Source organism: Paraliomyxa miuraensis (assembly GCF_026337845.1).
Classification (GTDB): Bacteria; Myxococcota_A; Polyangia; order Nannocystales; family Nannocystaceae; genus Paraliomyxa; species Paraliomyxa miuraensis.
On record NZ_JAOVZF010000144.1, the window covers coordinates 212368 to 228009 of the forward strand.

13 protein-coding genes are annotated in these 15642 nt (G+C 69.7%); 7 read left to right on the forward strand and 6 right to left on the reverse strand.

The genetic code is table 11. The features are described from left to right. Positions 1–15: 15 nt before the first annotated feature. Entirely contained in the window at positions 16–1683 is a 1668-nt protein-coding gene (locus OEB96_RS11595; RefSeq protein WP_266215628.1) for a Dyp-type peroxidase, read from the forward strand. Between the two features lies 1 nt (position 1684). Here the strand turns inward: OEB96_RS11595 and OEB96_RS11600 are convergent, their stop codons facing one another. Next, positions 1685–5593 carry a serine/threonine-protein kinase gene (locus tag OEB96_RS11600; RefSeq protein ID WP_266215629.1) on the reverse strand — a complete coding sequence of 1303 codons (3909 nt, stop codon included), beginning with the start codon at positions 5591–5593 and terminating at the stop codon, positions 1685–1687. Between the two features lie 231 nt (positions 5594–5824). On the opposite strand from OEB96_RS11600, the gene acs reads away from it, so the two are divergent. Both acs and OEB96_RS11610 read left to right on the forward strand, forming a co-directional pair. Next, on the forward strand, positions 5825–7768 hold the full coding sequence (acs, locus tag OEB96_RS11605; protein WP_266215630.1) for an acetate--CoA ligase: 1944 nt from the start codon (positions 5825–5827) through the stop codon (positions 7766–7768). 65 nt (positions 7769–7833) lie between these two features. After that, positions 7834–8265 carry a hypothetical protein gene (locus tag OEB96_RS11610; protein WP_266215631.1) on the forward strand — a complete coding sequence of 144 codons (432 nt, stop codon included), beginning with the start codon at positions 7834–7836 and terminating at the stop codon, positions 8263–8265. Positions 8266–8282: 17 nt separating this feature from the next. Here the strand turns inward: OEB96_RS11610 and OEB96_RS11615 are convergent, their stop codons facing one another. Continuing rightward, on the reverse strand, positions 8283–8705 hold the full coding sequence (locus tag OEB96_RS11615; RefSeq protein WP_266215632.1) for a hypothetical protein: 423 nt from the start codon (positions 8703–8705) through the stop codon (positions 8283–8285). A gap of 158 nt (positions 8706–8863) precedes the next feature. Next, positions 8864–9793: a two-component regulator propeller domain-containing protein gene (locus tag OEB96_RS11620; RefSeq protein ID WP_266215633.1), complete on the reverse strand. Its 930-nt coding sequence runs from the start codon at positions 9791–9793 to the stop codon at positions 8864–8866. A gap of 197 nt (positions 9794–9990) precedes the next feature. Here OEB96_RS11620 and OEB96_RS11625 point away from each other — a divergent pair, with 197 nt between their 5' ends. From OEB96_RS11625 to OEB96_RS11635, 3 genes are all read left to right on the forward strand, one after another. Further along, a complete protein-coding gene (locus OEB96_RS11625) occupies positions 9991–11010 on the forward strand; it encodes a hypothetical protein (protein ID WP_266215634.1) in 1020 nt (339 codons plus the stop codon). 164 nt (positions 11011–11174) lie between these two features. After that, on the forward strand, positions 11175–12035 hold the full coding sequence (locus OEB96_RS11630; protein ID WP_266215635.1) for a hypothetical protein: 861 nt from the start codon (positions 11175–11177) through the stop codon (positions 12033–12035). Between the two features lie 157 nt (positions 12036–12192). Continuing rightward, on the forward strand, positions 12193–12510 hold the full coding sequence (locus OEB96_RS11635) for a hypothetical protein (RefSeq protein ID WP_266215636.1): 318 nt from the start codon (positions 12193–12195) through the stop codon (positions 12508–12510). Between the two features lie 54 nt (positions 12511–12564). On the opposite strand, the gene OEB96_RS11640 is transcribed toward OEB96_RS11635, so the two are convergent. Both OEB96_RS11640 and OEB96_RS11645 read right to left on the reverse strand, forming a co-directional pair. Continuing rightward, positions 12565–13074, reverse strand: a complete 510-nt coding sequence (locus OEB96_RS11640; RefSeq protein WP_266215637.1) for a hypothetical protein — start codon at positions 13072–13074, stop codon at positions 12565–12567. A gap of 106 nt (positions 13075–13180) precedes the next feature. Next, positions 13181–14590 (reverse strand): UDP-N-acetylmuramoyl-tripeptide--D-alanyl-D-alanine ligase, encoded by a 1410-nt coding sequence (locus OEB96_RS11645; protein ID WP_266215638.1) that lies wholly within the window; start codon positions 14588–14590, stop codon positions 13181–13183. A gap of 104 nt (positions 14591–14694) precedes the next feature. Between OEB96_RS11645 and OEB96_RS11650 the strand changes: the two genes are divergently transcribed. Continuing rightward, positions 14695–15207: an HNH endonuclease gene (locus OEB96_RS11650; RefSeq protein ID WP_266215639.1), complete on the forward strand. Its 513-nt coding sequence runs from the start codon at positions 14695–14697 to the stop codon at positions 15205–15207. 18 nt (positions 15208–15225) lie between these two features. Here the strand turns inward: OEB96_RS11650 and OEB96_RS11655 are convergent. Further along, a partial coding sequence (locus tag OEB96_RS11655) for a transposase (protein ID WP_266215640.1) occupies positions 15226–15642 on the reverse strand: 417 nt, incomplete at its 5' end.

The window sequence follows — 15642 nt, forward strand, 5'->3', positions numbered from 1 at the left end:
CCGACGGACGAACCCATGCTCGAGCTCGGTCAGATCCAGAGCACCATCTTGCGGGAGTACTATCGCAAGGACTCCCCGTCCTTCGAGTGCTACCTGTTCCTCCACTTCACGGAGGCCGAGGACGCCCGGGCGCTGATCAAGCGGCTGCTGCCCATGGTCACCAGCTGCGCCGACGTGGACCGGGGCGTCGCGCACGTGCTGAACATCGGGCTGACCTACCCCGCGGTGGACATGTTCGGCTTTGGAGGGGCGGCTCATGCCCTCAACCAAACCGACCACGAGGCCACCGGGGCCATCGCGGCCTTCAAGTGCGGCATGAAGGCCCGTGCCGTGTCGATCCTCGGCGACGTGGACGAGAGCGATCCCGACAACTGGGAGCCGGTCTACCGCAACGGACGGATCCACGCGGTCGTGTGGGTCACCGCCAAGCAAGAGGAAGCGCTGCGCCAGGGAGTCGGCAAGGCCCGCGAGGCGATCGACGCGGCCCCCACGGTGGAGCTGCTGCACGTGCAAGAGGCCAGGGGGTTCTCGGGCGAGTACGCGGGGACCGAGCACTTCGGCTACGCCGACGGCATCGCCCAGCCCTCCGTCCTCGGCTCGGGCATCCCCGATCATCCCGGCGACGGCACTCCCCGCAAGCGGCGCGGATGGGATCGCCTCCAGCCCGGCGAGTTCGTGCTGGGCCAGATCGACGAGTCGGGGCAGAACCAGTTCCGCTCGCCGTTCTTCGTCAACGGCAGCTTCCTGGTGGTGCGCAAGCTGCAGCAGCACGTGGTCCGCTTCCGCGAGTACGTGGCCGAGGTGGCGCAGCGCAACGGCACCACGCCCGAGCTCGTCGCTTCGAAGATGGTCGGCCGCTGGCCCAGCGGGGCGCCCCTGGTCCTGTCGCCCGATCGAGACGACCCCGCGCTGGGGGCCGACGATCGGCGCAACAACGACTTTCGCTACGACGGCGACCCCGACGGACTGCGCTGCCCCCTGGGGTCACACATTCGCCGCAACAACCCGCGAGAGGATCCCTCCGGCCCCGGCGCGGTCCAGACCCGCCTGCACCGCATCATTCGCCGCTCCACGCCCTACGGCCCCCGCCTGCCCGACGGAGCGCCCGACGACGGCAAGGAGCGCGGGGTGATGTTCGCGGTGATCAACGCCGACATCGCGCGACAGTTCGAGTTCTTGCAGCTCAACTGGATCAACAGCGTGCTCAGCTCCACCGTGCTCACGCTGCCGGCCGATCGCGATCCGCTGGTCGGGCAGCAGCTGCGCGGCCGCAGTGCCGGCAAGTTCTTGATCCCCTCGTCCCATCGCAAGAAGGCGCCGACCATCGCGTGGGGGCTGCCCACGTTCGTGACCACGCGGGGCGGTGCCTACTTCTTGCTGCCCAGCCTCGACGCGCTGTGGGACATTGCCCACGGCAAGACCTACGAGGATCCGAACGGCTGCGAGCAGGACGAGCCCCAGCGTCCGCCCGATCCGCTGCCCGAGCCCAGGCAGCCCTCACCGTGCGACAAGCTGCCGCGGGGCGAGCCCGAGCCCGCTCCGAGCGAGCCTGCGGTCGAGGCTCCTGCGGCCAACGCCGACCCACCCGCCAACGCCGACCCGCCCGCCGAGGTCACTGCCCCCGCGGACGCCAATCCGCCCGCCACGCCTCCGAGCGGCGCTCGCTCGAAGGAAGGCGGGTAGCTCAAGCCCCCGAGACCCCGCCCCCCCGCTCGTCGTCCAGCCGTCGCACCACCGCCGTCGCCCCCCATGCCTGGTACGCATCGCGGGCGGCCTCGTACGCTGCCTCGGCCACCAGCCCCTGGCCTCGCCGCCGGGCGAGCTTGCAAAAGCGCTCGGAGGCGAGCCCCGTGAGCCGCAGGATCGCCTGCGACGAGGCGCTCGCCCGTGCGCGCTCGAAGGCACTCGCTGCTTCGTCGTAGCGCTCGTCGAGCGCCGCGAGCTCGGCATCGATGATGTCGAGCATGGGCTGGAAGTTCTCGGGGCAGCGCTTGGCCCAGCGCTGGCCGACCTTGCGACGCTGCCGCATGGTACGGCGTAGCTGCCGGCGCTCGCGACGGCTGCTGTGCGGCCATCGATCGGCCATCGCGATCACGCTCATCATGGCGTAGGCCGGTGCATGCCACAGGGTGCCGACCTTGCGCTGGTAGTCGCGCGACAGCGAGTCGCACAGCGCCCATGCCCGCACGGTCTCGCCGAGCAGCAGCGCCACCTCGAGCTGCATCACGGTCACCGAGCCGGTCAGCGCATCGGTGACGGCCGAGGGGCCCTCGTAGTGACCGATCTCGTCCTCGCCATGGGTCAGCTCTTGCCGGCCATGGGTCAACAGGTGCGCGTAGTGACGGCAAGCCACCACCAGGTGCGCGACCCAGGACAGCTTGAAGCCGTCGTGCTGGGCCTCGAAGGCGTCGATGAACGCGAGCAGCCGGGGCAAGGGCACGCTGGCGCAGTAGCGATTGGTGGCGCAGCACAGCCCGATCGCCTCGACCAGGGTCTGGGGCGCGACCTCGTAGGCACGCGCGTAGATCGCCTCGCCCCGGGCCACCACCTCGGCCAGCGGGTAGATGGTGTTGAGCGCGCTGAGGATGATCGCCTGGGGCCCGAACTGGGCAAACGTGGAGAGCGTGCGATCCTCGCCAAAGCCCTGGACCGCCTCGCTCAGCGTTCGGGCCTGCTCGAGCTTGCCCTGGGCCGCCGCCGACATGGCCAGGGCCGACAGCGCCACCCCGGCGCCGTCGTGGAACCCATGCCTGGGCAGCAGCCGCCCGTAGATGCCCGCCAGCATCAGGTGGAGCCTGATGTCCACCATCATCGAGTAGCTGTCGGCGGCCGCGAGCATGTCCATGGCGGCGCGCGTGCGCAGGTCCTCGATGGGCGGCAGGGCACGCACCTGGCCGGGACCGATCGCCCACACCGACCTCCAGCCGAGCATGTACGAGAGCACCGCGCGAGGCCATGACGGCCTCGACGGCGACGGCCACCCGATGTGCCGCAGGGCTCGCAGCCCGAACTGGACGCACTCGGCCAGGCGGCCTCGCAGCGAGAGGTTCCAGCAGTACCACTGCGCGATCCGGCAGTAGTCCTCCATCGAGAGCGACCAGCCGAGGAGATCCTCGAGGGCCTCGTCGCTGCCGGGACGATCGAGCGTGAGCTCGACCTGCGCCCGAGCAAACGCCACCGCCACGCACAGCTCGTGGTGCCCCTGGCCCTCGCGCGCCTGCTCGAGCCAGGGCTCGGCCAGCGCATGAGCGAACCCGAGGTAGCGACGGGCCGCCACCCATGCGGTCGAGTCGAGCGCGCGCCGACCCGCGCGGTGGTTGAGCTCGGCCAACCGCAGCCGCCGCTCGGGCGCGAGCGCAGCGGCATCGTCGACCCCCGCATCGAGCTGGTTGACCACCGCGAAGATGTCGTCCCCCGGGGGATCACCGCCGTGGTGGTCCAGCAAGCGCTCGCCGATCCTACGGTGCAGCGCGATCCGTTCCGCCGCCGGCAGCTCCTCGAGCACCACCTCGCGCACGCGATCGTGGGCCGTCTCGACGCGGTCGTCGACCCCGCTGCCCTCGCGCACCAGGAGGCCCAGCTCGCACAGCGACTCGAGCACGGCGGTCGGCGCCGACGACAGCTCCTGGGCCAGCCCGGTGGCCAGCGGTCCGCCGAACACCGCCACCACCTCGAGCAGCCGTCGCGCGTCGTCCTCGAGATCGGACAGACGACGCACCATGATCTGGTCGAGGTTGGACTCGGAGCTGTCCAGCGCGTCCCCGCCTCGAGCCATCTGTGCGATGAAGAACGGGCTGCCGCGCGCGCGCAGGGCGATGGTCTCGGCCCGCGCCTGCCGTGGACCGGGATCGGCGTCGCCGCTGGCGCGCAGCAGCTCGCGCGCCAGCTCGCGTGCATCCTCGGCCGACAGCACGCCCAGCTCGATGGTACGAGCGTCGGGACCATGGAGGATGTCGCCCCCTCGCAGCTCGCGGAGCGTCTCGGTGTCTTCTTCGCTGCGGTAGCTCAGGATGAGCAAGAACCCCGGCGGATCGGGAGGGCGCGCGAGCGCCTGGAGCAGGCTGATGCTGTCGAGATCGGCCCACTGTACGTCGTCGATGCACAGCACCAGGGTGCTCGTGGCGGCGATGCGCTCGAGCAGCTTGCGCAAGGTGACCACCCCCAGCTTGCGGATCTCGTCGAGGCCCAGCACCTGGACCTCGCCGGGCTCCCACAGCTCGTCGAGCACGGGAAACAGGCGCACCAGGGCGTCGAGATCGGGCGGCCGCAGGGCGTCGCGCTCCTCGGGGGGCAAGGTCCGCAGGTGGACCGACAGGGCATCCACCACCGCGTCGATGCCCTTGTAGGGCACGGCCTCGCGCTCGCGGCAGCGCCCCTGCAGCACCACCGTCTGGGTGTCGAGCAGCTCGGAGCGAAAGCGCCGTACGAGCGAGGACTTGCCGTCGCCGCTGCGGCCGCGCAGGTGCACGACCACCGGGGCCCGGCACTCGACCACGTCGCGCAGCGCCTGGCGCAGCGTGGCCAGCTCCTGCTTGCGACCCACGAACACGGAGGCCGGCCCCCTCGTGGCGGGAGTGCTCGGGACCGAGAGCAGCTCGAGCAGCTCGCGACCCCCGGGCCGGGCCTCGGGCTCGCGTGCCAGCAGCCGCACGCACAGCGAGCGCAGCCACGATGGGATCCCCGTGACCTCGTCCCCGGGATCGGGCGGTGGCCCCTGCTTGGCCACCAGCACCTCGAACGCCGCACCGCGGTGGGGCAAGCGCCCCGTCAGCGACTCGTAGAGCATCACCCCGATCGCATAGAAGTCGGCCGCTGGCCCCACGCGCTCGCCCGTCGCCTGCTCGGGCGCCATGAAGCTCGGTGTGCCCACGATCTGCCGGTCGTACGTGATCCCGGCGTCGAGGCTCGTCATCTCGGACACCAGCCCGAAGTCCAGCACCACCACGCGCCCACTGCGGGTGATCAGCACGTTGGCGGGCTTGATGTCGCGGTGCACGTAGCCCTTGTCGTGAAGGAAGCACACGCCCTCGATCACCTGGCGCAGGGCAGCCTCGAGCCGGGCGAAGTCGGGGAGCTGCCCCTCGGGCTTCTCGTCCCTCACCCAGTCCACGAACTGCCGGCCGTCGAGCAGCTCCATGGTGAAGAACGGCACCCCTCCTTCGCGGACCGACAGCTCGTACAGGCGGATCAGGTTCGGATGCGAGATGTCGGCAAGCGCCCGGAATTCCTGCTTGAAGCGATAGAGGCGGGTGGCCGTGATCGTGGAGAGGCTCTTGAGCGCGACCTGCTCGCCACCCTCGAGCGGCCGCGCGGCGAACACGTCGCCCATGCCGCCGGTTCCCAGGCGGCGCAGCAGCAGATAACCCCCGAGCTGATCGCCCACGTCGACCAGGTTGCGCGGCCGACCGCCGTCGCGGCTCCGGGTCCCACTCGACAGCCCCGACAGCCCCGAATCCGACAGGATCGTGTCCGCGGCGGGATCTCGCGTGATCGGACGACGACGCGAGCCCCGATCGGACGGCTCGGTCGGCTCGTAGTCCACCGTGACGACCGTCTTCGAGGACGATTGCCGTGGCTCGTCGCGAGAACTCATGAGGGGGTCCGCGAATTCTACGTCGGACCCGGCCTCCCATGGCCCTGCGCCTTGTCCGCAACCGACCGACCGGAATGTCAGCGGCAGTGCCAACGAGTCCTCGGGACGTCCCGAGCCGGGCCTGGGCGCTGCTTTGAGCGTGCCCGATTCATGGTATCCCGGACCCCGTAGTCCCGTTAGCGTCCACCCCATCACCCCCGAGCCACCGACCGTCACCCGAGCCATCGACCGATGTCCACGATCAAGAGCGTTTCCAAGGAGTCCCGCATCTTCGAGCCCCCCGCCGCGTTCGCGCAGCAGGCCCGCGTGAGCACTCGCGAGCAGTACGACGCGCTCTATCGCCGAAGCATCGACGACCCCGAGGGCTTTTGGGGCGACCTCGCCAGCGAGCTGCACTGGTTCTCCAAGCCCACCAAGATCCGCCAGTGGGATCCGCCGTTCGCCAAGTGGTTCGAGGATGGCACCACCAACCTCGCCTACAACTGCCTCGATCGACACGTCGCCGAGGGCCGGGGGGATCGCGTGGCGCTCGTCTGGGAGGGCGAGCCGGGGGAGACGCTCACGTTCACGTACGCCGAGCTGAGCCGGCAGGTGCAGCGCTTCGCCAACGGCCTGCTGCGCGCGGGCGTGGTCGAGGGTGATCGCGTGGTGATCTACATGGGCATGGTCCCCGAGGCCGCCATCGCCATGCTGGCCTGTGCGCGCATCGGGGCCGTGCACAGCGTGATCTTCGGGGGCTTTGCCGCCGACGCGGTCCGCGACCGCGTGCTCGATGCGGGCGCCACCACGATCCTCACCCAGGACGGTGCATGGCGCCGCGGCAAGGTGGTCGCGCTCAAGGCCCAGGTCGACAAGGCGCTCGAGCAGTGCCCCGACGTGGCCCGCACCATCGTGCTGCGCCGCACCGGCAACGAGATCACCATGAAGGAGGGGCGCGATCACGAGTGGACCGCCGTGCTCGAGGGCGTGTCCGACGAGCACCAGGCCCCCGCGCTGCCCGCAGAGCACCCGCTGTTCATCCTCTATACGTCGGGCACCACCGGCAAGCCCAAGGGCGTGCTGCACACGACGGGCGGCTACATGGTGGGGACCTACGTGACCACCAAGTACGTGTTCGACCTCCGCGACGACGACGTGTACTGGTGCACCGCCGACGTCGGCTGGATCACCGGCCACAGCTACATCGCGTACGGCCCGCTCACCAACGGGGCCACGGTGCTGATGTACGAGGGCGCACCCAACCATCCCGGCCTCGATCGCTTCTGGGAGATCATCGCCAAGCACCAGGTGACGATCTTCTACACGGCGCCCACCGCCATTCGGGCGTTCATCAAGTGGGGCGACGAGCACCCGAGCAAGCACGATCTCTCCTCGCTGCGCCTGCTGGGCACGGTGGGCGAGCCCATCAACCCCGAGGCGTGGATGTGGTACCGCCGGGTGATCGGCGGCGACCGCTGCCCGATCATCGACACCTGGTGGCAGACCGAGACCGGCGCGATCATGATGACGCCGCTGCCCGGTGCGATCCCGGCCAAGCCCGGCTCGTGCACCCTCCCCTTCTTCGGGGTGAGCCCCAAGATCCTCCGCGAGGACGGCAGCGAGGCCGAGACCAACGAGGGCGGCTACCTGGTCATCGACCAGCCGTGGCCCTCGATGCTGCGCACGGTGTGGGGCAACGACGAGCGCTTCCGCCAGGGCTACTTCTCGCGCTTCCCCGGCAAGTACTTCACCGGCGACGGCGCCCGCCGCGACGAGCACGGCTACTTCTGGGTGATGGGTCGCGTGGACGACGTGGTCAACGTCAGCGGTCACCGGCTGGGCACGGCCGAGCTCGAGAGCGCGCTGGTGGCCCACCCCACGGTGGCCGAGGCCGCGGTGGTGGCCCGGCCCGACGAGCTGACCGGGCAGGCGCTGGTCGCCTTCGTCACCCTCAAGGGCGGGGTCACGCCCTCGGGCGAGCTCAAGAAGGAGCTGGCCGATCACGTGGGCAACGAGATCGGCAAGTTCGCCCGTCCCGCCAGCGTGCGCTTCGCCGACGCCGTCCCCAAGACCCGCAGCGGCAAGATCATGCGGCGGCTCCTGGCCGAGCTGGCCGCCGGCAAGGAGCCCGCCGGCGACGTGACCACGCTCGAGGACATCTCGGTGCTGGCGGCGCTGCGGGGGGACGACGAATAGCGACACGGAAACCGACCCGGCCGGCCATCGCCCTGGCAATGGCCCCGCCTGCTATGCTCCGACCAATGGGAGCCCGAGTCGTCACCGTGCTGCTCCTCGCACTCGCGGCCTGCTCCTCGCGAGCGCTGCCCGATGACGACGTGGGCGACGAAGACCCCACCGTCGGTCCTCCCCAGGGCGAGCACGAGCCGGGCGATCAGCCCTCCGCGCCCGGGGAGATGTACTCTCCCTGCGAGATCTCCGCGCAGTGCCCACCGCTGGAGTTCTGCGTGTTCCCGCAGGACGAGTCGGGCTACTGCACATCTGCGTGCGTCGCCCCCACCGATCCGAGCAATTGCGCCGAGCCGCCGGGTGACCAGCCCTCGACCTGCTTCGACATCGGCCTGCAGGACGGGCGCTGGGTGTGCGCGCTCGATTGCGAGGACGCGCCATGCCCCCGCGGCATGCGCTGCGAGGCGGTGGCCACGGGTGCGGGCGAGCGTTCGATCTGCTTTTGAGCCTCGTGGCCCGCAGCTCAGTCGCCGCTGCCCTCGAGGGCTCGCTGCAGCGAAGCGAGGTAGTCGTCGAGGTCGCGGTAGCTCTTGATCGCGCCCAGGAAGAGCAGCCCGATGGTGGTGACCGTCATTCCGATGAGCGCCGACTTGACGAGCGTGTGGATCTTGACCCACCGCGACCTGTGCTGCTTGAGCAGAGCCAGCACCCCGTCGCGAAACTCGGGGTCGAAGCCCTGGAAGTCCGCGGTATTCCAGAAGGACTGGCACTGGTCCGAGCCCGCGAACAGCTCCCCCAGCTGCGGGAGCACCACGTCCAGAGCGTCACGCGTGGCGGTGCCATGGAGATCGACCGCGATCACGTTGCGACTCAAGGTCACCACCTCGATGTAGCTGTCGCCTCGCTCCCAGCGCGCGACCTTCAGCGGCTCGCGTGGCCAACGCACTCGCGACCTCGTGGGACTGGCCGAATTGGTCATGACCTGCGCGTCCTCCCCATTGCCGCAGATTCCAGGGCGTCGAGCAACCCTCGACGTCCAATTGTCGAGCCGCCCTACCTCTGCCGAGAGGTGGTAGGTCGATCCCTTAGGCGCAAGAGAGCCGCTCAGCACCCGTCCGGGGGCACCACGATCGGCGCGAGATCGCTAATGAAGATCCCGAGCTCGACCTCCACCACCGGCGCCACCGGGCCGGGATCCACGTCGAGCAGGTCGTCGAGCTCGACCCGCGCGAGCACCCCGTTGACGGTGGCCACCCATGCTCGACCCAGGGGATCGCGGGCGATGCCGGTGAGATCGGGGACTCCGTCCACGGCCTGGATCGCCAGCGGGAACTGGAGCGGCTCGACCTCGGCGTCGAGCCGCGTCAGCCACAGGTTGCCATCGCGACTGGGCACGACCACGGAGCCGTCTTCGAGGAACAGCATGTCGCCGCCCGCGCCCAGGCCCGGTCGCAGGAGCTCGCTGGCCATCTCCGCGCCGGGCGGGAACGAGATGAAGAGATTGCCCAAGCCGTCGGTGCCGAGCCACAGGTTGCCCTCGGGATCGAAGGCCGCGCGGGCGATGTTCACGATGTTGTTGCCGGGAACCATCACCGGGACGGGATCACGAATGAAGCTCACGGGTGAGACGCGCCACACCGTACTCGGGTGGCCGTACTGGCTGACGTGGAGGATGCCGGTCGTGGGGTCGGTGGCCAGCGCCCAGCTCGACAGCTGTGATTGCAGCTCGACCATCGACATCGACCACCCTTCGTCGACATCGAGGAGGTAGAGCGCGCCATTTTGGTTGATCGCGTAGAGATCGGCCTGGCAGGCATCCGGCTCCCCTTCGCTCCCGTGGGACTCGTCGGCCTCCTCGCTCCCAGCGACCGTGCCGCCGTTGGACGTGCCCCCGCTGGCGCTCTCACCGACACCCGTCGACGTCCCCGTGCTCTCTCCCTGACCCACCGAGCCCGCGGTGGTCGGATCGAAGGCAGGGTTGGCGGAGGTGCACGCCGTCAGCCCGAGCACCGCCATCCACCACCGAGGGAGCATCAAGGGCAGGGTACTCCGCCACCGGGGGCCCGCACGACTCCATCTGCGGTGGGCCGCTGCAATCTTCCGGAACCGTCGCAACCTGAAGCGTTGCAGACCGCCACACCCGCTCCTGGCTGTCACCTCAAACATTCGAAATCATTGAAGTATCGATCCGGGGTCTCGACGGATCGGTCTTCGCTAGAGAGGCAGGCACCATGCTTCGCCACACCGCCGCCGCCGCCTTGTTCCTGACCGCCTCCCTCACCTCGGCCTCCGGCTGCTGGATGACCAACCCAGACACCCCGGTGATCGAGGCCGAGGACGTGCGGATGGATCCCCCCGGCGCCAACGGCTTTCGGGCCGCCGGCGATCGCGGTGACGTGTACCAGCTCGCGCTCGACGTCTCGGGCGACGTCAACGGCTGGGTGACCGACGTGGCCGTGGGCATGACGCGGATCGTTCGCGAGCTGAACCGCTACCCCGAGGATCGCATCGAGGACGACTGGCGGATCTACGGCCCCCACGACGACGAGGACGGCAAGGACGGCGCCTGGATGGCCAAGATCCAGGGCGACGAGTCCGGTGCCGTGTTCGAGGTCTACATCGGGCGGCGCGGGGCCAGCGAGGCCGAGATGACCCTGCTCATCGACGGTGAGATCTCGGTGAGCGACGAGCAGCGCGACGGCGCGTTCACCATCGACTTCGACACGATCTACGCCTACTCCGACCTCATCGACGATGCCGATCCGTTCGCGCGCTACGGAGGCAAGATCGCCGTCACCTTCGAGCGCGACACCGACTCCAAGCACAAGCAGGTCGACCTCGACTTCCGCGGCTTCTGGTACGACGACGGCGAGGACGACCTGGACTTCGACGGCGAGAGCTACACCTACCGCCGCGACGCCGAGGGTGCCGGCCAGTTCCACTTTGCCACCTTGAGCTCGTTCGAGCGCTCGGAGTGGAGCGGCCCGCAGCTCGAGCGCATGGTGGTCGACATGCGCTGGGACGCCGAGGAGGCCGGCCGTGCCCGCGGCATGATCGTCGAGGTCGACGGCGAGGGCGACCTTCGCCACGGCGACATCACGGTGCACGAGTGCTTCGACGGCACCGGCGGTCTGACCTGGCGCGAGCTGAACGAGCCCTACGCCGACTACGATCCCTCGTACTCGTTCGGCGACGAGCGCTCCTGCGAGTTCGACGAGGCCGCGCTCGCGATCCTCCCGGTCCGGGAGTAGCGCGAAGCTCGACTCTCGGTCGCCGGAAGGCGTCCTCGCGAGGCGGCGGGCCGGAAGGTACTCGCCGCCTCTTTCGCTCTTTTCAAGCGAGCCGATGGCAGCCAAGGTTGAGGACCATGAGCCTGATCCTGCTTCGATCCACCCTACGATCCCCTCGTACTGCCATGGCCGCGCTCGGTGTGGTGCTCCTGACCGCCTGTCCCGGCGACGACACCACCCAGGACACTGAGGGCACGACCAGCGGCACCTCCACCGAGGGTCCCGATCCCGACGGTACCACTTCGACCACCACCTCCACGACCGTCGACCCCTCCTCCTCGAGCTCGACGACCGAGGCGGTCGACGAGACCGGGACCAGCACGGGCGGGGAGGCCGGGCTCTGCGAGGGCCTGACCATCGTCGGCCACGTCGGCTCGGTGCTCGCGCGCGACGGCATGCCGATCGATACCACCTGCAGCCCCGACCCCGTCCCCTGCGGCGGCGACCTGGTGGGCGACTGGTCGCTCGAGTCGCTCTGCGGCTTCGAGGCGTTCCCCAACCCCTTCGAGGACATGTGTCCGGGGTCGAGCCTCTCGGTCGAGATCCTCTCGCAGTCCGGCACCCTGTCGTTCGCCGACGACGGGACCTTCGTGCAGGACTATGACATCGAGCTGCAGATGACCCTGGACTTCGACCCCATGGCCTGCCTCGGCATCTCCTGCGACGCCTTCGAGGCTGGGCTCCAGATGGACGATCCCACGGCGTCCTGCCAGTCGATGGGGCCCAACTGCCGCTGCACGATCCCCGACGACGGCATGCCCGAGCTGGGCATGGGCACCTACGAGGTGATCGGCAACGTGGTGGTGCTCACCGTCGACGGCGAGAGCAGCGCCGGAGAATTCTGCATCACCGGCGATCGCCTCGACGCGTGGCAGCCGCTGGTCGACGTCCCCACACCCACCCGAGTGACGTGCATGGACGCGGAGGATTGCGTCGATGCTCTCGGCGACATGTACGACGGATACACGTGCACGCCCGAGGGCTGATCACCGACTCGAACGTCCCACGGTAGGGCGCTGCCCTCGGGGGCTCACCGAGCACGCCTCCACGGTGAGGACGCACCCCGACGGGAGTGGACCAAAAATGCGACGCTCACGGGCGCTCGCATCGATCGATCGCGTGCTAGCTTGTTCGGTGCTGGTCATGAACGTCTATTTGCTGACCAACTCCCGCTCGGGGGCGCAGGCCCTCGTGTTCGCCCGCGTCGAGCATGAGGCACGCAATCGGCGACCCGATGGGGCCGTGTGGCGCTTGGGCCGATGGTTGCATCCCCACTCCGGTCGCGTCGCGAGCCCGTTGTCGTGGTGGCCGGGCACACCCCGCGACGTGTGGGCAGAGCCCGTGCTCGAGCGCATCGATCCCGACCGCGAGGCCGCTTCGCTCCCGCCGACGCTCGCGGTCAAGACCGATCGCCTCCCCACGCGATGGTCTTCGACCCATGGGGCCGAGGACCGAGCATAGAGGCCGGTTGCCCGGAGCCTCCGACGCCGAGGTCTCGAGACCACGGTCCGCGGCTCACAGCCCCGCGAGCGGATCGGTGGGATCGAGCTCGGGCTCGAGCTTGTCCTCGCGCTCGGTGGGTCGAGCCGCTTCGAGCGGCTTGGTGGTGACCGTGATCGCCAGCGCCACTCCGTCGGTCCGCAAGACCTCGCGCTTCTTGGCCTTGGTGTCGTAGGTGAAGCCCTCGATCACCAGCTCGCCGTCGAGCTCGTAGGTCAGCGTCACGTGGAGCTTGCCCGACCCTTCCTTGCGGCTCACGGCCAGGGTGACGTCATGGATGCGATCGCCTCGCTCGAGCCGAATGGCTCCGGGCTCGTCCCAGCTCAGCCGCTCCGGCTTGGACTGGATCACGCGGCCCTGGTGCTGGATCTCCACCTTCGCCACGGGCACCACCATGGTCGCGGCCGAAGACCCGGCATCGGCCACGGGCTGCGCCGGCTGCTCGGTGGCGCGGGCCCAGTCGGGCGCCCACAGGGCGGTGACGAGAGCGGCAGCGATTCCCAGGTCGATGATCTTGCGCATCATGTGTGTCGTTCCCCTGCAATGTCGGACACCAGGAGCACTCGCGTTTTCCGGGTACGCCTTGCAACGAAATCAACAGCGCAGATCGCTCTGGGCGTGAGCGGGCGGATCAGCCCTCGAGGCCCAGCCGCGGCAGCAAGCGCTCGAGCCGCACCCCGCGGCTGGCCTTGAGCAGCACTGCACCCGGCTGCGCGCCCTCGAGCGCCTCGCGAACCAGGACCGCCGCCGCCTCGAGATCGTCGCCCACGTGGTGGGCGGTGGCGCCGGCGTCATGGGCTGCGCGAGCGATGGCTTCGCCCAGGGGCCCCAGGGTGATCACCAGATCGAGGCCCAGCGCCGCGCAGCGACGCCCGACCTCGGCGTGGAGCTCGTGTTCGCGCGGACCGAGCTCGAGCATGTCTCCGAGCACCGCCACGCGTGGGCCTTGGCGATCGATCGCAGCGAGGCTGCCGAGCGCCGCCTCCATCGAGCCCGGGTTGGCGTTGTAGCAATCGGCGACGAGCAGGTGGGGACCCAGGTGGTGCACGCGACCGCGGTCGCCCACCGGCTCCACCGCTTCGAGGGCCTGCAGCATGGGCGGCAGCGGCAGCCCCAGGTGGGTGCCCACGGCAAGCGCGGCCGCGGCGTTGCGGGCGTTGTGGGCCCCGAAGCAGCGCAGGCGCACCGTGATCACGTCGCCGGTGCGAAGGCGCAAGGTGGCCTCGGTGCGCTCACCCAGGGCCACGCCGAGCACGACGACGTCGGCATCCTCGGTGGGTCCGATGCCGAGCACCGCCGGACCGCGCTCGGATGCGGGCAGATGGGGCCGCAGGGTGGGCTCGTCGCTGGGCACCACCACGATCCCGTCGGGCGCCACATGGGGAACGACCTCGGCCTCGGCGGCTGCAATCGCCTCGAGCGTGCCCATGAACTCCAGGTGCTCGAGCGCGATGCTGGTGATGATGGCGACGCTGGGCCGCACGATCGCCGCGAGGTGATCGTTCTCGCCCGGAGCGCTCATGCCCAGCTCCACCACCATGGCCCGGGGCTCGTGGGGCTCGTCGAGCAGGGTCAGCGGGACGCCGAGGTGGTTGTTGAGGTTGCCCCGGGTGCACAGCACCGGGTGCATGGCCGAGGCCAGCACCGCCTGCACCATGGCGCGGGTGGTCGTCTTGCCGTTGCTCCCGGTGATGGCGACGACGGGACCCTCCACGCGGTCGCGACTGCGCGCAGCCAGGCGCGTCAGCGCGGCCAGGGTGTCATCGACCTCGACCACCGTGATCTCGGGGGTGAGATCGCCAGGGCCATCGGCGTCGACCGAGCCAAGAGGATGCCCGCGTCGTACCAGGATCGCGGCGGCTCCGCCCGCGATCGCATGCGCGAGGAAGTCGTGGCCGTCGCGCGCGGCCACGATCGGCACGAACAGCGCCCCTGGGCGCGGGCTTCGGCTGTCGATGAAGGCGCCGGCGATCTCGGTGGCGCCGCGTCGCCGCAGCTGCCCCTCTGCCTGCGCCGCCAGGCTGTCGGGAGACCAACGCACGCCCTTGCCCCATAGGATGGCGCGGGGCCGCGGGCAAGTTCGTGACGTTTCGGTGGCGCCGTCCCGAACGCGGCCCCGGGCGTGCTACCGTCGCAAGTGGGTCGATGACGATACGGGATACGTTGCTGCTCGATCAGGGGTATCAGCCGCTCAAGGTGATCAGTTGGCAGCGGGCGCTGGTGATGCACTTGGTGGGCAAGGTGGAGCTGGTGACCGCGCATGCCTGGTCGGTGCAGACGGTGAGCCGACCGTTCCCGGCCCCGGCCGTGGTCCGGCTGCTGCGGGCGATCGCCCACCGCCCGCCCTTCGTCAGGTTCTCCCGCGAGAACGTGTACTTGCGCGACGAGTACCGCTGTCAGTACTGCGGTCGACACCTGCCCTCCCGCGATCTCACCCTGGACCACGTGCTGCCGCGCTGTCAGGGCGGCAAGACCAGCTGGACCAACGTGGTCGCCGCCTGTACCCCCTGCAACCGTCGCAAGGGCCGCCATACCCCCGACGAGGCCGGCATGCCGTTACTGAGCGCACCGCTGCGACCGCGATGGCTGGCGCCCCGGGTCATGGTGGCGGTGGGCGAGGCGCAGCTGCCCCCGATCTGGCGCGACTGGCTGCACTAGAGCGGCGAACAGATAGTCTCATGCGGCAAGGGCGCGTTCCATGCGGTCGGCCACGAAGAGATTCTCGATGACGGCGTAGCGCGTGAGGTCGAAGATGTTCTTGTCCACGCCCAGGTAGCGCGCGCGTCGTCCTTGTCGTTGGCAGATGTGGGCGAGCCCATGCTCGACGGGGACGCGCTTGCGAAGCTCTGCACGGCCCTCGGGTGTGGCTTTGGCGGCCGCGAGCTTCTGGAGCAGCTGCTCTTGAGGATGAATGCTGATGCTACGGCCGTGCTTGGCCATCGTGCAGCGCTCGCGATGGGAGCACTGCTCGCACGTCGATGCCTCGAATCGCGCCACGGCTCCGTGGATGCGTGTGGTCTCGCCGGCTGGGCAGCGGACCGTCCCGCCTTCGAGGTTGATCGCGAATTCGTGCTTGGCGTAGCGGTCTCCATT